This is a genomic window from Nocardia sp., assembly GCF_025465275.1.
Classification (GTDB): domain Bacteria; phylum Actinomycetota; class Actinomycetes; order Mycobacteriales; family Mycobacteriaceae; genus Nocardia.
The window spans coordinates 12,573-31,409 of the sequence record NZ_JAODNK010000135.1 but is presented as its reverse complement, the minus strand read 5'-3'; the positions used below and the strand labels follow the sequence as shown (position 1 = coordinate 31,409).

The 18,837-nt window shown below is 67.2% G+C and carries 17 protein-coding genes and 1 pseudogene; 5 read left to right on the top strand and 13 right to left on the bottom strand.

Features of this window, described 5'->3' with window-relative positions:
• Positions 1-574 precede the first annotated feature (574 nt).
• From tyrS to JWN03_RS29625, 3 genes are all read right to left on the bottom strand, one after another.
• On the bottom strand, positions 575-1,855 hold the full coding sequence (gene tyrS, locus JWN03_RS29635; protein ID WP_297621910.1) for a tyrosine--tRNA ligase: 1,281 nt from the start codon (positions 1,853-1,855) through the stop codon (positions 575-577).
• A 282-nt stretch (positions 1,856-2,137) separates the two neighbouring features.
• Positions 2,138-2,575, bottom strand: coding sequence for a DoxX family protein (locus JWN03_RS29630; protein WP_297621909.1), 438 nt, complete (start codon positions 2,573-2,575; stop codon positions 2,138-2,140).
• A 183-nt stretch (positions 2,576-2,758) separates the two neighbouring features.
• Complete coding sequence (locus JWN03_RS29625; RefSeq protein ID WP_297621908.1) at positions 2,759-3,427, bottom strand: FadR/GntR family transcriptional regulator; 669 nt, start codon at positions 3,425-3,427, stop codon at positions 2,759-2,761.
• Between the two features lie 172 nt (positions 3,428-3,599).
• Here JWN03_RS29625 and JWN03_RS29620 point away from each other — a divergent pair, with 172 nt between their 5' ends.
• Positions 3,600-5,252, top strand: a complete 1,653-nt coding sequence (locus tag JWN03_RS29620) for a 2-isopropylmalate synthase (protein WP_297621907.1) — start codon at positions 3,600-3,602, stop codon at positions 5,250-5,252.
• A 239-nt stretch (positions 5,253-5,491) separates the two neighbouring features.
• Here JWN03_RS29620 and JWN03_RS29615 read toward each other — a convergent pair.
• From JWN03_RS29615 to JWN03_RS29595, 5 genes and pseudogenes are all read right to left on the bottom strand, one after another.
• Positions 5,492-5,900, bottom strand: a pseudogene (locus JWN03_RS29615) (Clp protease N-terminal domain-containing protein); the annotation flags it as partial.
• An 83-nt stretch (positions 5,901-5,983) separates the two neighbouring features.
• Entirely contained in the window at positions 5,984-6,607 is a 624-nt protein-coding gene (locus JWN03_RS29610; protein ID WP_297621904.1) for a DNA-3-methyladenine glycosylase, read from the bottom strand.
• 33 nt (positions 6,608-6,640) lie between these two features.
• Positions 6,641-6,886: a DUF3761 domain-containing protein gene (locus JWN03_RS29605; protein WP_297621903.1), complete on the bottom strand. Its 246-nt coding sequence runs from the start codon at positions 6,884-6,886 to the stop codon at positions 6,641-6,643.
• Positions 6,887-7,233: 347 nt separating this feature from the next.
• Complete coding sequence (locus tag JWN03_RS29600; RefSeq protein WP_297621902.1) at positions 7,234-8,145, bottom strand: RNA polymerase sigma-70 factor; 912 nt, start codon at positions 8,143-8,145, stop codon at positions 7,234-7,236.
• Between the two features lie 84 nt (positions 8,146-8,229).
• On the bottom strand, positions 8,230-9,411 hold the full coding sequence (locus JWN03_RS29595; protein ID WP_297621901.1) for an NAD(P)/FAD-dependent oxidoreductase: 1,182 nt from the start codon (positions 9,409-9,411) through the stop codon (positions 8,230-8,232).
• A 178-nt stretch (positions 9,412-9,589) separates the two neighbouring features.
• Here JWN03_RS29595 and JWN03_RS29590 point away from each other — a divergent pair, with 178 nt between their 5' ends.
• On the top strand, positions 9,590-10,309 hold the full coding sequence (locus JWN03_RS29590; protein ID WP_297621900.1) for a DsbA family oxidoreductase: 720 nt from the start codon (positions 9,590-9,592) through the stop codon (positions 10,307-10,309).
• 12 nt (positions 10,310-10,321) lie between these two features.
• Here the strand turns inward: JWN03_RS29590 and JWN03_RS29585 are convergent, their stop codons facing one another.
• From JWN03_RS29585 to JWN03_RS29570, 4 genes are all read right to left on the bottom strand, one after another.
• Positions 10,322-10,723, bottom strand: coding sequence for a hypothetical protein (locus JWN03_RS29585; protein WP_297621899.1), 402 nt, complete (start codon positions 10,721-10,723; stop codon positions 10,322-10,324).
• Positions 10,720-12,228, bottom strand: a complete 1,509-nt coding sequence (locus JWN03_RS29580) for a molybdopterin-dependent oxidoreductase (protein WP_366914494.1) — start codon at positions 12,226-12,228, stop codon at positions 10,720-10,722. The genes JWN03_RS29585 and JWN03_RS29580 overlap by 4 nt, the downstream gene beginning before the upstream one ends.
• Before the next feature lie 150 nt (positions 12,229-12,378).
• On the bottom strand, positions 12,379-13,056 hold the full coding sequence (locus tag JWN03_RS29575; RefSeq protein WP_297621897.1) for a TIGR04282 family arsenosugar biosynthesis glycosyltransferase: 678 nt from the start codon (positions 13,054-13,056) through the stop codon (positions 12,379-12,381).
• The gene (locus JWN03_RS29570) at positions 13,053-13,718 is read right to left on the bottom strand and encodes a glycosyltransferase family 2 protein (protein ID WP_297621896.1); all 666 of its coding nucleotides are present in this window, start codon (positions 13,716-13,718) and stop codon (positions 13,053-13,055) included. The genes JWN03_RS29575 and JWN03_RS29570 overlap by 4 nt, the downstream gene beginning before the upstream one ends.
• Before the next feature lie 126 nt (positions 13,719-13,844).
• On the opposite strand from JWN03_RS29570, the gene JWN03_RS45860 reads away from it, so the two are divergent.
• The 3 genes from JWN03_RS45860 to JWN03_RS29555 are packed head-to-tail and all read left to right on the top strand — an operon-like array spanning position 13,845 to position 17,522.
• Positions 13,845-15,797: a hypothetical protein gene (locus JWN03_RS45860; RefSeq protein WP_441343081.1), complete on the top strand. Its 1,953-nt coding sequence runs from the start codon at positions 13,845-13,847 to the stop codon at positions 15,795-15,797.
• Between the two features lie 5 nt (positions 15,798-15,802).
• Positions 15,803-16,498 carry a response regulator transcription factor gene (locus JWN03_RS29560; RefSeq protein WP_297621895.1) on the top strand — a complete coding sequence of 232 codons (696 nt, stop codon included), beginning with the start codon at positions 15,803-15,805 and terminating at the stop codon, positions 16,496-16,498.
• The gene (locus tag JWN03_RS29555; protein ID WP_297621894.1) at positions 16,488-17,522 is read left to right on the top strand and encodes a sensor histidine kinase; all 1,035 of its coding nucleotides are present in this window, start codon (positions 16,488-16,490) and stop codon (positions 17,520-17,522) included. Before JWN03_RS29560 ends, JWN03_RS29555 begins: the two co-directional genes overlap by 11 nt.
• A 162-nt stretch (positions 17,523-17,684) precedes the next feature.
• Here the strand turns inward: JWN03_RS29555 and JWN03_RS29550 are convergent, their stop codons facing one another.
• Entirely contained in the window at positions 17,685-18,740 is a 1,056-nt protein-coding gene (locus JWN03_RS29550) for an NAD-dependent epimerase/dehydratase family protein (RefSeq protein ID WP_441343082.1), read from the bottom strand.
• Positions 18,741-18,837 lie beyond the last annotated feature (97 nt).

The window sequence follows — 18,837 nt, the reverse complement described above, 5'->3', positions numbered from 1 at the left end:
GTTCGTCCTGAGCCAGGATCAAACTCTCCGTTGAAGACTCTCAACCACACCCGAAGGTGTAATCAGAAGAATTAACCAGAGTCCGAAAACCATGGCAAAACAAAACGCCAGCAAAAAAGCATTTGCTGACTAAATGTCCGACCTCTCAACCGGGGGGTATGAGAAGCCGGAACCAATTAAATAATTGGCACTGACATTCATCGACACACTATTGAGTTCTCAAAGAACAGGCGCACACACCATCCGGCCGATTTAACGACCCTCCAGTGAGGCAACTTTTCCAGCCTAGCTTCTCTGTTCCAACGAGTCAAGCTCGGGTTCAGATGGGCTTTACCTGTTTGGTCAGGCGCTCCTCGTACAACCTCGTGTCCGGGTCCGCATTTCCAGCCTCTGAGCTGGGCGTTTGGCTCCCGGTCGGTGTCCGTGTCGCTCTGACCTGGAATAAGTTACGTGGCGGGAAACGCCACGTCAAATCGCCTGGTCAGGGTCCCATTGTCGCAGGTCGCGAGGGCGCGATCCGGACCTTTCGCCGACCTGGTCCACCGGAATGTGACCCAGGTCATGTCGATCGGCTCTAATCGGCCCGGCGGACGCCGGCGAAGTTCTTCTTGCCGCGACGCAATACCAACCAACGGCCGTGCAGGTAGTCGGCGTCGGACGGAGTCCATTCCAGATCCGAGACGCGTTCGTTGTTCACAGCCGCGCCACCCTCATTGACAGCACGACGCGCTGCGCCGCGGCTGTCGGAGAGTCCGGTGGCCACCAGCAGGTCCACGATCGTCGAAGTACTGGTGGACTCCGCGACCTTGCCGTCGACTGCGGCTTCGGTCAGCGCGGCCGCCATAGTCGGCTCGTTCAGGTCGCGGAGTTCACCGCGACCGAACAGTGCCTGACTCGCCAGCTGTACGGAATGGGTGTTCTCCTCGCCGTGCACGAGGGTCGTCATCTCGGCGGCAAGTCGGCGCTGCGCCTCCCGGGCGTGCGGGCGCTCGAGGGTGGCCTGCTCCAGCTCGTCCAGTTCCTCCCGCGAGAGGAAGGTGAACCAGCGCAGGTAGCGGACCACATCGGCATCGGCCGTATTCACGAAGTACTGGTACCAGGCGTAGGGGCTGGTCATCTCGGGATCGAGCCAGAGACTGCCGCCGCCGGTGGACTTGCCGAACTTCTTGCCATCGGCGGAAGTTACGAGCGGCACGGTCAAGGCGTGCACATGCTCGCTGTCGACGCGCCGGTTGAGCTCCACGCCCGCGATGATGTTGCCCCACTGATCCGAACCACCGACCTGCAGGCGGCAGCCGTGATTGCGGCGCAACTGCAGGTAGTCGTTGGCCTGCAGCAGCATGTAGGAGAACTCGGTGTAGGACATGCCGTCGCTCTCCAGGCGGCGCTTGACCGTGTCGCGGGCCAGCATGACGTTCACCGAGAAGTGTTTGCCGATATCGCGCAGGAAGGAGACCGTGCTCAGCGGCCCGGTCCAATCCATATTGTTGGCAATGATCGCGCCGGTGGGCGAATCGTCGAGATCGACGAAGCGCTCCAGCTGGGAACGGATGCGGCCCGCCCACTCGGCCACGGTGTCGGTGGAGTTCATGCTGCGCTCGCCGACGTCACGGGGATCGCCGATCAAGCCGGTCGCGCCGCCCGCGAGAACAACGGGGCGGTGGCCCGCGCGCTGAAAACGCTTGAGCGCCAACAGCGGAACCAGGTGCCCGGCGTGCAGGCTCGCGGCAGTCGGGTCGAAGCCGGCGTAGAGCGTGATCGGCCCCTTCGCCAGATCCGCACGCAGCGCGTCCAGGTCGGTGGACTGCGCGATCAATCCGCGCCAGGTCAGTTCATCGATAATGTCGCCGCTCACGTCTCCCCATCTTGCCATTCCGCCTTCCCGCAACTTTTGCGCCCGGCCTGGGTGTCGTAGTCAGTCGTGCACGCGGCCGCCGGTAGAGGAACAAAACAATTTCGGTCGTACCCGGCGAGTTCCCCGACCTAACGAAATCAGTTGTCGCCTCACCTCGCGAACAAGCCCCGTCTGCGAGGTGAGGGACGGAGAAGCGTCAATGCCGGTGTGACCGGAACGCGCCTGATCCGCCACCGAGTGTCCTCGGGGGCGGATCGGGTGTCGAAGCAATATTCAAGAGAGTCAGCGGTTGAGGAGCGCGGTGAAGGTGGCGAAGGAAGCGCGGCGCTCGTAGGCGATCCAGGCGAACATCACGGCCAGGACCAGCGGGAAGGGGGCCAGGGCGGCATCGTGCAGCAGGAAGACCTGGGTGGCGGCGGCCAGCACCGTGGTGATGGACAGGCCCGCGGCGGCCGGGCCGCTCAGGCGGGGCACCAGCAGGCCGATGCCGCCGGAGACCTCGACCACGCCGGTGAAGTAGCGGAACCATTCGCCCCAGCCGATATCGCGGAAGGACTGCACGGCATCGTGCTGGCCGACCAGCTTCGGCAGGCCCGAGGCGATGATGAAGAAGAGGCCGAAGAGGATCTGCAGGGTCCAGAGCACCCGGTTGCGGGTCTTGCTCGGGCCAGCGGTGGTGGTGGGCGAGGAGGTCTGGGCGGTGGCGGCGAGGGCAGTCATGGCGAGTTTCCTTCGGGGGCTTGCGAGTTCGGGGTCGAGCTCGGTCATACGTAGAGACGGAGCCCGTTTCGAAAACTCATCGGCGATCTCGAAAGAAGTCTTGAAGTCGATCTTTTCCCAGCTCAGCGCGTCGGCAAGGGCGAGATCGCAGCCCCTGCGGCAGATACGACGTCGTTGACGGGTCTATGTCAGCGCCGTCTTCAACGAGGTGAGGTGGACGCGGCTCGCGGTGGCGGCGATCTCGGGCTTGCGGGCGCGGATGGCTACATAGAGGTCTTCGTGCGCATGGTGGTCGGCGCCCGGGTTGGCGATCGGGCGGATGCGGAGCATGTCGATCATCGCTCGGCGCAGGCGCGGGACGAAGGCGTTGAACATCTCCAGCAGGATGTCGTTGTGTGCGGCGACGATGACTGTGCGGTGAAAGGCGGTGTCGGCGTCCACGAGTGCTTCGACGGAATCGCCGGCCTCGGCGCGGGCGGTCAGGGCGCGCAGGATATTGCGCAGGTCGGCGGGGGTGCGGCGCTGCGCGGCCAGCGCCGCACCTTCGGCCTCGATGGCAATGCGGGCCTCGATGACCGCGTCGATATCGGCGCGGCGCAGCACGGTGTCCCAGTCCTCGGCCACATCGAGTGCGGTGACGAAAACTCCTGCGCCCTGGCGGCTTTCGAGCACACCCCGACCGGCGAGTTCGCGGATGGCTTCCCGCAGCGTGGAGCGGCCGACGCCGAGCTGGGCAGCGAGCGTCGTCTCCCCGGGTAGCCGGTGTCCCAGCTCCCACTCCCCCGCTCGCAGCCGCTCGAGAAGTACTTCGGCGGCTTGCGCGGCGAGCGGGTGCCTCTGGACCTGCGACATATCCTTTTCGCCTCTCTACTTGTCTGAGGAGTGATTCCCGTTTAGTCTAAGCCACATGACTCAGGGTGTGCTGCTTCTCCTTCTCCGCCGCGGCGGGGTCTGACCGACCGGCACCCTGCCCGCGGGTTGACATGCTGCGCCGGTCTCTCTTCCGACGCGAAAGACAGCAACCATGTTCTCTTCCACAACGTGGAATCGCCAGCAGCCCTCCGCCATGCCCTCGCATCGGTATCACGATGTGTACGAACGAGTTTCGGTACCTCTGACCGATCGGCAGTGGCCGTCCAACCGGATCACCGCGGCGCCGCTGTGGGTGCCGGTCGATCTGCGGGACGGTAATCAGGCCCTGGCCGAGCCGATGGACCCGGCGCGTAAGCGGCGGTTCTTCGAAATGCTGGTGGCCATGGGCTACAAGGAGATCGAGGCCGGGTATCCCAGCGCCTCGCAGACCGACTTCGATTTCGTGCGGCTCATCGGTTCCGAGGGGCTGGCGCCGGAGGATGTCACCATTGTGGTGTTCACGCCCGCCCGCAGGGATCTGATCGAGCGGACCGTCGAATCGATTCGCGGCATCACCAATGATGTTGTCATCCATATGTACATCGCGACCGCGCCGATCTGGCGGGATGTGGTGCTCGGCGCCTCCCGCGAGCAGGTCGCGGACCTGATCACCGCCGGTGCGCGCGATATCTCGGAGCTGGCCGGAGACCTGCCGAATGTGCGGTTCCAGTTCTCCCCCGAGGTCTTCATGCTCACCGAGCCGGACTTCGTGCTGGATATCTGCGATCGGGTCACCACGGTCTGGGCGGCGACGCCGCAGCGGCCGGTGGTGCTGAACCTGCCCGCGACGGTCGAGGTGGCGACGCCGAATGTGTATGCCGATCAAATCGAGTACATGCACCGGAATCTGGCGCGGCGGGACAGCGTCATCCTGTCGGTGCATCCGCACAATGATCGCGGCACCGGTGTGGCCTGCGCGGAGCTGGCGGTGCTGGCCGGCGCGCAACGGGTGGAGGGGTGCGTGTTCGGCAATGGCGAACGCACCGGCAATGTCGATCTGGCCACGCTCGCCTTGAATCTGCATGCGCAGGGCGTGAATCCGATGATCGACTTCTCCGATATCGACGAGATCCGGCGCACGGTGGAGTACTGCACGCGGCTGCCCGTTCCTGAACGGCATCCGTATGCGGGCGATCTGGTGTACACGGCGTTCTCGGGGACACATCAGGACGCGATCAAGAAGGGGTTCGCGGAACACCGGGCGCGGGCCGAGCGGCTCGGCACGGCCGAGAGCGAAATCCCCTGGGCGATACCGTATCTGCCGATCGATCCGGCGGATGTGGGGCGCTCCTACGACGCCGTGATCCGGGTGAACTCACAGTCCGGCAAGGGCGGGATCGCGTATCTGCTGCAGGAGGAGTACGGGCTGGACCTGCCGCGGCGCATGCAGATCGACTTCGCGCGGCAGGTGCAGCGGCATACCGACAGCACCGGATCGGAGGTTTCGGCGCGCACGCTGTGGGAGCTGTTCACGCAGGCATACGCGCCGGAACCGAATGCGTTGCAGGACAATGGTGTTACCACGGACGGTTCGACTGAGGAGCTCGTACGCACGCTGGCCGAGCAGGGTTGCGTCATCGAAGTGCTGGCGTTGCACCAGCAGGCACTCGACCGCACCGGATTCGCGGCTGCGGTGGCATATCTGGAGTACCGGGACGGTCAGAGGGTGCGGTGGGCGTTCGGGATGGGCGAATCCGCGGCCCAGGCCGGGCGCGCGGCGGTGACGGCAGCCGCCGATCGCACGCAGCTGACCGTCGAGGTGTAATCGCATGATGTCGCCGCGCGGTGCGAAACGCGCGGCGGCACAGCCGGTTCCGCGACAGCGTCAGGCGCCGGCGTCGTTCTGCCCGGAGCCGCCCAGACGCTGTTCCAGTTCGGTCATGCGACGTTCGAGATCCTCGACGCGCCGCGCCATCGCGCTGGTTCTATAAGCGGATTTGACTGCGGGCGTAACGGATTCGGGCGTATCGGATTCGGGCTTCGATCCACGTATTTCGAGGATGCGGTTACGAACACGCACGGCGTCGGCGTCCATGCTGTTCAGTACCTGCGCGGCTACCCCTTCACCCTCCTCGACCAGACCTAACAGCAAGTGCTCGGTGCCGATCTCGGAATCCCCCAGCTCCTTCGCCTCGTACAGCGACAGTTCCAGCACGCGCTTCGAGCGCGGCGTGAAGGGAATGTGGCTGGACGGCTCTCGAACTCCCTGCCCGATGAGCTGCTTGATCTTGCTGCGCACGGCCTCCAGGTCCACCCCCACATCGTGGAGCGCGTGCGCGGCCACACCGTCCTGTTCGCGGATCAGGCCGAGCAGCAGATGCTCGGTGCCGATGTAATTGTGGTTGAGGAGTCTGGCTTCCTCCTGTGCCAGCACCACCACCCGGCGGGCACGGTCGGAGAATTGGTTGAACATGAGACCTCCCAGTGGAGCGACTTCCATTCCACGGTAGACCGCACTCCGCCATCGGTCGCGGAATCTGCTGTTGTGCTGCGGGTTCAGGCGGGGCGATCGAGCCGCGCGGCGCGGGGGCTGCGGCGGTAGACGGAGACGGCCGGGGAGTCCGGCAGCCACAGTCGCCAGGGCCGCTCCGCGGCGAGTCGCACGCCGACCCGTGGGCCTGCGGAAATAGCTGCGGGATCGGTGATTTCGGGAGCCAGCTCCAGGCGGATCGGGGATTGCGCGTCGAAGAGGCGGGTCCCGTAGTCGCCGAGGGTGATTCCCAGTGCGCTCCCGAGATTGCCCGGCCCCCTTGCCAGATCGGCGTCGGTCCGCGCCGCGGGTCGGCGGCCGCGAGCAATGTCGTGCCCCGCTATCACTTCACCGGCCCGGATCAGGACCGCGCCGGCGGTCCCGTCCGGCCCGCTGGTGACATTCACACAGGTGTGCATTCCGTAGCTGAGGTAGACGTACAGAATTCCGGGCGGCCCGAACATGACGGCATTGCGGGCGGTAGGGCCGGGGAACGAGTGGGCGGCGGGGTCCGGCCAGGGACCGCCCGGGTCACCCCCGTACGCCTCGACCTCGACAATGCGGATCACCACCGGCCCCGAGGAGAGGGTCGCGCCGAGCAACCGTCGCGCAGCGACCAGCGGTTCGGCAACGAGTTCCTCGGCAGGCACAGCTACCGATTGTGTCCTATGCCCACGACACGACTACAGCCACTGGGCGACCCCGTGATGACCGGAGCAGGTGCCGCGGTGGTTCTCACTGAAACTGTAGTCGCCGTCCTTGCACAGGGCGGTCGCTCCGGGCGGTGCGCTGGGGGCCTGCTGCGGCCGCGGAACGCAGTCATTGTCGACGTTTTGGTATTCGCTCGCCGTGCAGGCGGTGTGTAGCAGTGGCGCGGCGGTCGCGGGGGCTCCGAGTAGTGCCCCCGAGCCGATGAGGACCGCGGACACGCCGGCAGGACGAAACGCAGAACGCGCTTCCGATATTCGATTGTCAACTGAGATTCCTTGTACGAGAACAGGTTCCGCCGGAAGGCTGAGGCCCCCCGACTCAGGCGCAGAACACTACCGCATCGGCGGAGGGGGCCGGAGGGTTTCGCGGGCGGCCCGGGGGTGTGTAGGGGGCAGACACGTCCGTGGGGGTCCGTCTCGGGAAGGCCCCCGCCATCAGTTTGTTTTCGACCCGATTCGGCGCGGGCGGCACGATCGGGACGGGTTCGGCGGCGGCCGAACCGCAGGAACCGGCTACGGGACCGCCGACGGTGCCGCCCGATCGTTCTTCCCCGGCGTGCAGTGAGCTAGCCGCTCGTGGGGCGCAGGCCGTCGAGCTTGTCGGGATTGACCTGGAAGCGGAGGTTCTCGATGCGGCCGTCGACGACGTCGTAGGTGAGTGCGCCCACGGTGTAGTCACCGATCTTGCCGAGAATGCTCAGTTCGCCATTGACGAAGGCGGATTCGAGGTAGATGCCCGCGCTGATCGGCTTGGCCATGACGCCCAGCATCCAGCGGGCGACATGATCGGGGCCGTGCAGTGGGCGGCGCGCGGCGGTGACCTTGCCGCCGCCGTCGTTCCACAGGGTGACGTCGGGTGCGAGCAGTTCCATCAGCGCGTTCAGGTCACCGCCCTGGCAGGCGGCCATGAATTTGCCGGTGATCTCGCGCCGCGAGGCGTCATCGGCGTCGAATCGTGGTCTGCGGGACTGCACATGGGAGCGGGCGCGATGCGAGATCTGCCGCACCGTGGTCTCGGGGCGGTCCAGGAATCCGGCGATTTCGGCGTGCGAGTAGCCGAAGACTTCGCGCAGGACGAAGACGGCGCGCTCCACCGGTGTGAGGGTTTCCAGGACAACCAGCATGGCGGTCGACACGGTGTCGGCCACTTCGGTCTCCTCGGCGGCATCGGTGGTGGTGAGCAGGGGTTCGGGAAGCCATGGGCCGACATAGGTTTCTCGGGTGGCCCGGGCGGAGGTGAGGCGGTTCAGGGCGAGATTGGTGACGGTCCGGACCAGGTAGGACTTGGGGTACTCGACCGAATCACGGTCGGTGGCATGCCATTTGATCCAGGCGTCCTGCAGGACATCCTCGGCGTCGGTGACGGTGCCAAGCATTTGGTACGCCGTGCCGAACAGCAGCCGGCGGTGTTCGACGAAGGGGTCGGTCGCCGCGTCGGGCTGGGCGGTCGTGCCGCTCGCATCACTCTGGTCCTGCATGGGAAACATGTTTACCGGGCCTTGCGAATCGAATCCATCGGAGGGCCGGGATGCGCTGCCGTATCCCGGCGTCCGATTTCCATGTCATGCGGTCTTGCGGGTGGCGCGGCCGCCCTTGGACAGCTGCACCGACATGGTCATGTGCTTGCTCATCTTGAAGGTCGGCACCGGGCTGCTGCTGACCGTCTGCTTGTAGGCGACGGCGGCCCGGCCCTTGAGGTACCAGCGATTCGGGCTGTCGTCGGCATTCGTGAACTGGATGACCGCGTCCTTGCGGCCCAGGCTCACCGGCTGGTGAATGTAGCCGAAACGGAAGGGCCGCACTGCCTTTCCGCGCAGTTCACGTGCAATGGCGTCGGCGGTGTAGGCGGCGGTCGGCAGGCCGCTCTGGCAGGTGCCGTGGATCGGGCCCCAGGCCTGGGCGACGGCGGCGGCGTCACCGATGGCGTGGATCTCCGGGTGCGAGACCGAGCGCAGGGTGGCATCGGTGAGGATCAAACCGCGCGCATCGGTGGCGATACCGGCTGCGGCGGCCAGCGGCGCGACCTTCACGCCCGTGGTCCACAGCGTCAGATCCGAGGCGACGAGTTCACCGGTGCTCAGGTGCACGGCATCGGGGAGCACCTTGGTGACCTTCACTCCGACGATCCGCTGCACGCCGAGCCGGTCCAGGGCGCGGTTCAGGTGGGCGCGGGCCTTATCGCCCATCATGGCGCCGGGCTCGGCGTGGCTGACGAGGGTGACGGTGAGGCCGGGGTGGGATTCGGCGATTTCGGTCGCGGCTTCGATGCCGGTGAGTCCGCCGCCGCACACGGTGACGGTGCCGGCTGCGAGGGCCACCTCCGTCAGACGCTCCGAGAAGGCATGGGCCCGACGGGGATCGTTGAGGGTCCAGGCGTGGTGGTCGGCGCCGGGGACCCGGCTGGTATCGGTGCTACTGCCGAGCGCGTAGACCAGGGTGTCGTAGGACAGCTGCGCATTGTCGTCGAGGGTGACGATGCGGGCGGCGGTATCGATGGCGGTGGCCGCGGCCTGGTGGAATTCCACGCCCGAACCTTCCAGCAGATCCGTGATGCGGTGGTCGGCCAATTCCTGACCGGCGGCGACCTGGTGCATGCGCAGCCGCTCGGTGAACCGGGCGGACGGGTTGACCAGTGTGATGCGCACGGCCTGCTTGCGGGTGCGGCGGGCCAGCCGGATGGCGGCCAGCATGCCGGTGTAGCCCGCGCCGAGGACGACGATTTCGTGGGTGTCGGTGGTGTTCATCGCTGCGCTCCTGAGTGTGTCGCGTGGTGGTTCGGCTATGGGACAAACCAGGGCCCCGGAACGTGACAACTCGTTCGAGTGACGCCCGTCACAGCGGAATCTTCGGTCCGCGTTCCGGGTTGGAACTGGCGATGGCCGGGTCTCCGGCCTGCGAATTTCCGTCTTCGAGTGAGGTGTGATGGCCGTACAGGTCGAGATCTGGACCGATATCAACTGCCCGTTCTGCTACTTGGGCAAGGCGCGATTCGAGGAGGCGCTGCAGGCGTTCCCGCATCGTGACAGCGTCGAGGTGGTGCACCGGTCCTTCGAACTGGATCCGACGCTGCCGCACGATCACAGTGACGCTGTGGTGCCGCATATCGCGGAGAAGTACGGCATCAGCGAGGAGCAGGCCGCCGCCAATGAGCGCGGTATCGGCGCACAGGCCGAGGCGATGGGGCTGACCTATCAAATCGAGGGGCGCGATTTCGGCAGCAGCTTCGATATGCACCGACTGCTGCACTTCGCCCTGGCCCAGGGGCGGCAGGAGGCGATGCTGAATGCGTTGTACGCGGCCAATTTCGCCGAGGACGCACCGCTGTTCGGCGATGCCGAGCGCCTGGTGCGCGTCGCGGTGGGCGCCGGATTCGACGAGGCCGGGGTGCGGGCGGTGCTCGATGATTCCACCGCGTACGCCGAGGCGGTGCGCGCCGATGAGGCCGAGGCCGCGCAATTGGGTGCGCGCGGGGTGCCGTTCTTCGTGATCGATCGTAAGTACGGGGTGTCGGGCGCGCAGCCGTCCGAGGTGTTCGAGCAGGCGCTGCAGCAGGCGTGGACCGATCACGCTCCGGTGCTGCAGACGGTTGCCGAGGGTGACGTGTGCGGGCCGGACGGTTGCGCTCTGCCCGAACGCAATTGAGGTAGGCGCGGGTCAGGGGTGCGCAATGCGGGTTCGGCGCAACGCCACCAGCACGAGCACCCAGACCACCGCCACCGCTACCGCTAGACCCAGGAGGTAATTGCGGTCCAGGATGGTCGGGTTGGGAAGGGCTCCTTCCCTGCCGATCACCGGGACCGCGATGAGCACCAGGGTCACGGTGCAGACGGCGCCGCATGCCACCGGGGCCCACCAGGATTCGGGGAGCACGCGACGGGCGGCCACCCCCACGGTGGCCGCCAGCGGCGCGAATACCCCGTCGTGCAACAGGATTCCGCCCGCGAACCACAGCGCGACCGAGCGCAGGTCGGTGGGATTCATTTCCAGCAGCAGGCTGATGCCGTACCAGCCCAGCCACAGGCCGAGCGCGACCAGCAGTACTCGAATGATGGTCATGTCAGCACCTCGATGGTCGAAAGCCATTTGGTTTGCAGGACTCCGGGGCGATTCGGCGCGATGAGACGGCACGGGTAGCCGTGGTCCAGGTCCAGGTCCGCACCATTGACGCGCAGGGCGATGAGGGTGGAGGCGTCCATGGCATGCGGCTGCGGGAGCTCTGTGGTGCGGTAGAGGCCGCCCGATTCCAGAGACTCGAAACGCACATCGCCACTGCGGTATTCACCGACGGAGGCGAGCAGATCGCGCAACCGCACACCCGACCAGTGCGCCGAAGCGCTCCAGCCTTCGACACATGCGATCGGCAGCGTCGACTCCGACTGCGGGAGCGCAGCGAGATCGGCACGGCTGAACGCACGCCGCACGCCGCCCACGTCAACCATGAGCCGATAGGCCGAATCCTGCGCCCGCTCCCCCACTCCGGCGGCCGCGGCCGTGCGATTCACCGGAAGTCCCTGGGGCCCTTCGCCACTCCGCGGCGCAAGCACCGCCACCCAGCGTAGAAACGGTATCGTCTGCCCGGCCACCGCAAGCCCCGCAACGGCGGCGGCAATTCCGGCGGCGCTCAGCACAGCACGCCGAGAGACGCCCGGCTGCGCGACAGGTATCGAACCACCCCGCTGTGCGGCGACAGCCTTCGCCTTCTCTCCCCCCGATGGATCACCATGAGCAGCAGCATTTTCCGGCAGAGCGGTTGCCGGTGAGCCACCGGGCACCACAATTCGCCCCGGTGCCGGTGTTGAGCCCGGCGATGCAGGCGAGCGATCCGGTGCGGGAGGGCTTTCAGCCTCCACTACTACCTTCGAATCACTCTGCCCGGCAACGGGTTCGACAGTCGATGTCGATGACCTTGGCCTCGGCGGAACAGCGTCGTCTGGCGCTATCGCGACCGCGCGGTCCAGCGCGACGACATCGTCTCCGGCAGCGGCTGGTTCCATCACTGGCCGGGCCAGGGCTGTGCGGATGATCGGCAGTTTTACCGCCAGGTGGATGGCGAGTGCGCCGACCGCTACGTAGGACATGGCGTAGTGGGTGGTGGTGAAGAAGAATTTCCACGGATAGAACTGGGCGGTATTGAACAGGCCGGTGACCAGCTGGAAGATGACCGAGCCCACCAGCAGCGCAATGGATCCGCGTTCGAGCATGCGGAGGGGGTTGCCGATGAGTGGGCGGCTGAACAGTCTCGGGAAGACTGCCCAGAGCTTGACCAGCAGCAGCGGGATGGCGACCACGCCGGAGATCACGTGTGTGCCCTGGGTGACGCGGTAGAGCCACACCGGATGTGCGGGCCAGTAGAACCAGGTCGGCGGGTGCTGAATCCAGTGGCTGATCAGGCCGGTGAGAAAGCACAGGGTGATGGAGATCCCGAGAGCGATACCCACCCGTGCCGCCACCGCCGGACCCCGCGCGCTGGACACCTGCGACGCGATCAGGTCAGGCACGAGTAGAGCCGGCGGCTCCGGCTCTGGATCCAGCGGGGCGATGCCGCCCCGGATCTTCGACACTGTTATCTCCAATACTCAGAATCTGTTGTCGCACCGGTACATTGCCGACCGAGCTCAAGGGCACAGCCGCACGTCGGTCGCGGTGGCCGCCGACCACTTCAGCCGGGCCGAGGATCACGCGAGGCCGTACTCACACCGAGGCGAACGGCTTTACAGCAGGGCTGGGGTCGAGGCGGCGTTGATGAGGTCGAGGGTGGCGGCGAAGCGGCCGGTGGATTGAGCGGCGACGGTCAGGGCGTCGGCGTAACAGTCCACGTCGGTGAGCACCGGTAGGCGGTGTACTCGGTAACCGCAGCGGCGCAAGGCTTCCCGGGTGAGGTCGCCGGTGCGGGCCGTGGACATGGGGACGTCCACCAGCAGGCGGGCGGGGCGGGGATCGGTCAATCCCAGTGCCCACCAACCGCCGTCGGCGGCGGAGCCGAGCACGGTGTCACCGGTGGCGGCCAGCCGGGCGGCGGAACGGGCGAGCAGTTCGGGACCGGCCTGCGGGGTGTCCATGCCGATTTGCAGGACGGGCAGTCCGAAGCGGGCGGCATCGGCGTGCGCATTGGCCAGTCGCTCACCGAAAGTGTTGCCGCGCTGCTGTATTACCGTGAAATCGAGCAAGGCGGCGGCGATCGTGCCGGATTCTTCGGCCATCGCGAGATTGCCGGTCCAGGCGACCATGCGCTGCTCGGATCCGCAGGAACGCACCGAGGCGAGAGTGTCGAGCAAGGCGGCGGCCGCCAGCCGGGCGGCATCGCGGGGCGGAAGGGGCGGGGTCAGGCGGGTTTTGGCGAAGCCCGCGATGGGGGCTTTCGCGACCACGAGCAGGGTGGCGGGAATCATCGGACACTCCAGAAGTCTTTGGCGGCCCGGACAGTTCCGCGCCACGAACCGGAAACCTTGGATACGCCATGGGTTCTCGGGCGATAGGTGATGTCGTGTTCGACGAGTCGCCAGCCGGAACGGGCGGCGGCCACCAGCAATTCGAGCGGGTAACCGGAGCGCGGGTGCAGTGGGCCGAGAGCCAGCAGCCGGGCGCGGTGCACCACGCGCATGGCGGCCACATCGTGGACGGCGAGTCCGTAGCGCCGGCGCAGGCGGGCCGCGACGATCTGATTGCCGAGCCGCGCGTGCCAGGGCCAGGCCCCGGCCCGGTGCGGGCGGCGACGGCCGACGACCATATCGACATCGGGCCCGAGTTCTGCTACCAGCAGCGGTAGTTCGCGCGGGTCCATGGAGCCGTCGCCGTCCAGGACGGCCACCACTTCGGTGCGGGCGGCGGCCACGCCCGCCTGTACGGCGCTGCCGTAGCCGGGCACCGGTTCGGCGACGACGTGCGCCCCGGCGAGCCGGGCCACGGCGGCGGTGGCATCGGTGGATCCGTTGTCCACCACGATCACCCGATAGTCGCGGGGGATTGCCGAAAGTACGCCGGGCAGTGCGCCGGCCTCGTCCTTGCACGGGATCACGACGGTGACTCCCCGTTCCACCTTGGATTCGGTCACCTCTAAGACGGTAGAGCCGCGCGGGTCGAATGGACCGGTAGCGACCGGTGACAAAAGTATGACGAGAGCTGGACCGACGCTCATTCCGGTGCAAAGGCGGGGGTGACGCGGCCTAGTCTGGGATCCGTGCGGAAAGCCCCTGTGATGACCCGCCCGCGCCGTGTCGCGCGGCACGCCGATGTGTACTGCGCGGCGGCGGCCGCGGCACTGGTCGCGGTTGCCTTCCTGGTTCCGCGAATCCTCAGCGAACGCGCGCGCGGGCATCTCTATGCCGGCGCCGCGCCGATCTTCGGAAATTGGCTACCGCACGTGGGCTGGGGAACCGTTCCGGCGATCGTGCTGGCCGCACTGGTCGTACGCTACGGACCGGACCTGGCCCACCGCCTGCCCTGGCGACGCGCCCTCTTACTCACCTGGCTGACGGCCACCGCCTGGGCCTTCGCGCTCGCCATGGTCGACGGCTGGCAACGCGGTTTCGCCGGGCGGCTCACCACCGGCGACGAATACCTGCACGAGGTCGGCGGCGTCCGCGACATTCCGGCAATGCTGCGCGGATTCTCCGCCCGCATACTCGATTTCCAGCCCGACTCCTGGACCACCCACGTCTCCGGTCACCCGCCCGGCGCCCTGCTCACCTTCGTTCTCCTCGACCGAATCGGCCTCCGCGGCGGCGCCTGGGCCGCCCTGCTCTGCGTACTCGTCGGCTGCAGCGCGGCCGCCGCCGTACCGGTCGCCATCCGAGCTCTCGGCACACCGAAAAGCGCTGCCCGCCTCGGTAATTTCAGCGGGATCGGCAGCGGCGCCGACCACAGTGCGATCGGCAGCGACTCGGCCGGCTCCGACAACGGCAAGGGCAAGGGCAATGTTGCCCGCCGCAGCACGGCCGAGGGTGATCCCGGCCGAAACAACTCGAGCAATGCGGCCGGTCGCGGTTCAACCATCGGCAACTCGGCCCTCGAAATCCTCCTTGGCCGTTCGGGCGAGCGCGAGCAGGTCGAGTCCGCCGAAATTGACGGAGCGGCAAAGGAATTCGCCAGCGGCGCGGAGTCTCGGGCCCGCGCGGCGATGCCGTTCCTCGCTTTGGCACCCGCGGTCATTTGGATCGCGGTCTCGGCGGATGCGTTCTTTGCCGGCGTGACCGTGTGGGCAGTGGCCCTGCTGGCCATAGCGACTCGGCAGCGACCGCAATGGGTGCTCGCGGCGCTGGCGGCCGGAGTGCTGTTCGGGTTCGGGATGTTCCTGAGCTACGGGCTGGTCTTGATGGCGGTGCCTGCGGTGGCGGTGCTTGTGGCACGCACATTGCGGCCCGCGGTGCCTGCGCTGGTCGGTGTGCTGCTGGTCGTGGTCGCGTTCAAGGTGGCCGGGTTCTGGTGGGTGGATGGTTATCACCTTGTGGTGCAACGGTATTACCAGGGCATTGCCAGTGAGCGGCCCTACTCCTACTGGGTGTGGGCGAACCTCGCGGCGACGGTGTGCGCGGTCGGGCTCGCGCCCATGGCGGCCGTGCATCGCGTCGTACGCGGCCTTCGGCTCAGCACACTCCGGGGCCGCCCGGCCCAGCAGCCATGGGCACTACCGGAATCGCGCCCTTCGATCACGACGATCTCGGTGTCAGATGCGGGGGCTGCTACCCCCGCGGCGATACAGTCGGCGGAAAACGCCACTGTCTCAGTGACACTCACGGCGGAACGCACCGTGGACGCGGCACTCTCGAAGTCGGCTTACGCAACGGCCCCGACGATGCAGGCGGCGGCGAATGCCACGGCGACGCCGCAGCCGGTTGCGCCGAGGGCCTCGGTGATCTTGCGGGCGATATGGGATGGCGTAGTTCCCGCGATCCGGCGTTGGCAGGCCGAGGTGGATCCGGTGGCGCTACTCGCCTGTGCGGGGTTGCTGGCGGTGCTGCTGGCTGACCTCAGTGGGTTGAGTAAGGCTGAGACCGAGCGGATTTGGTTGCCGTTCGATGTGTGGGTGCTGGCCGGGGCTGCGCTGCTGCCTGCTCGCGGGGTGCGGGCTTGGCTGGCGGTGCAGGCGGTCGGCGCGTTGGTGCTCGTTCATTTCATTCTGACGAATTGGTGACTGTCATGCGCATTCTGGTGGCCGATGATGATGCTGTTGTCCGGGAAGTGGTTCGGCGATATCTGGAACGGGACGGGCTCGAGGTGATCGAGACGGAGGATGGGCCTTCGACGGCTGCGGTGCTGGCGCGCAATGACATCGATCTCGCGGTGCTGGATGTGATGATGCCGCCGCCGGACGGGATCGATCTGTGCCGGGCGGTGCGGTCTGGGCCGCGGCCTGGGACGCCGATCATTCTGCTGACGGCGCTCGGCGACGAGGACGATCGGGTGATCGGATTGCAGGCCGGGGCCGACGATTACGTGACCAAGCCATTCAGTCCGCGCGAGCTGGCGCTGCGGGTGGCCTCGGTGCTGCGGCGCGCGAATCCGCCCGTCGTCGAGGAGGAGGTGCTGCGCAGCGGTGCCGTCGAGGTGCGGCGGGCCGCGCGGGTGGTGACCATCGACGGTGCGCCGGTCGAGCTGACGGCCCGGGAGTTCGATCTGCTGATCTTCCTGCTGGCCAATCAGCGCCGAGTGTTCAGCCGCGATGAACTGCTCGCGCAGGTGTGGGGCTGGAGTTTCGGCGACCAGTCCACGGTGACCGTGCATATCAAGCGGTTGCGGGCCAAACTCGGTGCGGCGCATCGCATCGACACCGTATGGGGCCGGGGGTACGCCTGGGGCCGTATCGATGCCGAGGAGGACACGCATGCCGACTGATATGCCGGGACTGATCGGGTATGCGCTGGCCGCATCACTGCCGGTGGTGGGGCTCGGCGCGCTGCTGTTGCGCTACACCCGGAATCGCACCATGACCACGAGTATGGCTGTGCTGGTACTCATTCCGACGCTGGCCACCTTGAGCGGGGTGATCGCGGTGAGTGGGCTCATGTTCACCGCCGAATTCGAACGGTTCGCCGTGGTGCTCGGCGTGGTGACCGCCGTGACCGTACCCGCGGCCATTCTGCTCGGGCGGGCACAGGCGCGAACCACGGTGTGGGAGCGGGAAATGCTGGAGCAGGAGCGTGCCGCGGAGCGCTCCCGGCGCGAGCTGGTCGCATGGGTCAGCCATGATCTGCGGACTCCCCTGGCAGGGATTCGCGCCATGGCCGAGGCGCTGGCCGACGGCGTGGTGAACAACCCCGCCGATATCGAGCGGTACGCGAATCAGATTGTGCGCGAGAACACCCGGCTCTCCGCCATGGTGGACGACCTGTTCGAGATGTCGAAGATCAACTCGGGCGCACTGCGGCTCACGCTGGAACCGGTGGATCTGCGCGAACTCATCGACGAGGTGCTGGCCGCCAATCAGCCGACCGCAATACGTGCGCGAATCACGCTGGCCGCCAGGCAACCCGGTGACCGCATCGTGGTGGCGGGCAGCGACCAGGCTCTCAGTCGTGTGCTGACCAACCTGGTCGCCAATGCCATCGCCCACACCCCGCCGGGTGGGCGCATCGACATTTCCACCGGTACCGACGACGGTCACGCCTGGGCCCGAGTCGAAGACACCGGACCGGGTATCGCACCCACCGACCTGCCCCGCATTTTCGAGGTCGCCTACCGCGGCACCTCCGCCCGCTCCCCCGCCGCCGCCGAACTCGGCAGCAGCAGCGGCATGGGCCTGGCCATCGCCGCCGGCCTGGTCGAAGCGCACAATGGCGACATCAGCGCCGAAAACCGCGAGCAGGGCTGCCGATTCCAAGTCCGCCTCCCCCTCCTCACCGCCGGCGACGCGAACTAACCTCCGCACCACCAAGATCACCAGGAAATGGCGGCGGCATTGTTCGAGTAACCTCCGCCACCAGTTCCTGGTCGATGCCCGCCCCGACTGACACGACGACCCGGGGCGGGCGGGCGGTCCCGGCACGGGCAAGTCGCACACGCCGCCGAATGGCGCGGGTGGTCAGCGCCAGGTCGGGGCGCCGGTGCCGGAGGCAGCACGCAGGGGTGCGGTTGCGAATTCGGTGAGGCCGCAGTCCGGGTTGATGGTTGCGGCGAATCCCAGTACGCGCCTGGCCTTTTCCGGGCTGGCGACGATGTGGCGCACATCGCCGGAGCGGTATTCGCCGGTGACGACCGGGGCCTTGCCGCCGCAGGCCGCGGCCAGCACGGTGGCTACCTCGTTGATGGTGATGGGGTGGCCGGAGGCGACATTGAGGGTGGTGAAGCTGTCGAGCGGGAGTTCCAAGGCTGCCACATTGGCGGCGGCGATATCTCGAACGTGCACGAAATCCCGGGCCTGGCAGCCGTCTTCGAAGACGCGCGGGGATTCGCCCGCCTCCAGCGCCGAACGGAAGATGGCGGCGACACCGGAATACGGTGTGTCCCTGGGCATATCGTCACCGTAGACATTGTGGTAGCGCAGTGCGGTGACGGTCGAGTCGGTCGCGGTGGCCCAGGCGAGGGCGTAATGCTCCTGCGCGACCTTGCTGGCGGCGTAGAGGCTGCGCGGGCGCAGCGGTGCGTCCTCATCGATCGGAGTCCAGTCCAGTGGTTCGCCGGAGGGATCGCGGTGGTCGAAGACGCCGCGATCCAGGTCGGCCCGGGAACGCGGACCGGGTACGAAATCGGTTGCGGTGCCCCGGTATCGGCCCTCGCCGTAGACGACCATGGAGGAGGCCAGCACCAGATGGCGGCAGTGCGCCCGGTCCATGGCGGCGAGGAGAACAGCGGTGCCGAGATCATTGTGTGCGGCGTACGCGGGGGCGTCCTGGGCACTCACCCCCGCACCGACTACGGCAGCCTGATGGCAGACGGCGTCGATCCCGTGCAGGTGCGCGTCCAGCCCCTCCGGGTCGCGCACATCCACCTTATGCACGCCGGGCGGCGGGGTGGCGGCGGCGCCGTGCGCGGCCGGAAGCATGAGATCCAGGGCGATCACCTCGTGCCCGGCGTCGGCCAGCGCGCGGTGAATATGCGATCCGATGAAACCGGCTGCGCCCGTCAGCAATACCCGCATGGTCATGCCTTCCCGATATGGTTCCAGGTCATGCCGTCGATTGTGGAGGCGACGGGGCCGTTATGCCCGTTCGCCTCCGGCGTGGCGCGGATTCGTC

Coding starts and splice junctions, on each gene's coding strand:
- JWN03_RS29585 (WP_297621899.1), bottom strand. CDS start 10,723: ATGACCATCATTCGAGTACTGCTGGTCGCGCTCGGCCTGTGGCTGGGC.
- JWN03_RS29550 (WP_441343082.1), bottom strand. CDS start 18,740: ATGCGGGTATTGCTGACGGGCGCAGCCGGTTTCATCGGATCGCATATT.
- JWN03_RS29555 (WP_297621894.1), top strand. CDS start 16,488: ATGCCGACTGATATGCCGGGACTGATCGGGTATGCGCTGGCCGCATCA.
- JWN03_RS29630 (WP_297621909.1), bottom strand. CDS start 2,575: ATGACTGCCCTCGCCGCCACCGCCCAGACCTCCTCGCCCACCACCACC.
- JWN03_RS29625 (WP_297621908.1), bottom strand. CDS start 3,427: ATGTCGCAGGTCCAGAGGCACCCGCTCGCCGCGCAAGCCGCCGAAGTA.
- JWN03_RS29595 (WP_297621901.1), bottom strand. CDS start 9,411: ATGAACACCACCGACACCCACGAAATCGTCGTCCTCGGCGCGGGCTAC.
- JWN03_RS29620 (WP_297621907.1), top strand. CDS start 3,600: ATGTTCTCTTCCACAACGTGGAATCGCCAGCAGCCCTCCGCCATGCCC.
- JWN03_RS29575 (WP_297621897.1), bottom strand. CDS start 13,056: ATGATTCCCGCCACCCTGCTCGTGGTCGCGAAAGCCCCCATCGCGGGC.
- JWN03_RS29560 (WP_297621895.1), top strand. CDS start 15,803: ATGCGCATTCTGGTGGCCGATGATGATGCTGTTGTCCGGGAAGTGGTT.
- JWN03_RS29590 (WP_297621900.1), top strand. CDS start 9,590: ATGGCCGTACAGGTCGAGATCTGGACCGATATCAACTGCCCGTTCTGC.
- JWN03_RS29600 (WP_297621902.1), bottom strand. CDS start 8,145: ATGCAGGACCAGAGTGATGCGAGCGGCACGACCGCCCAGCCCGACGCG.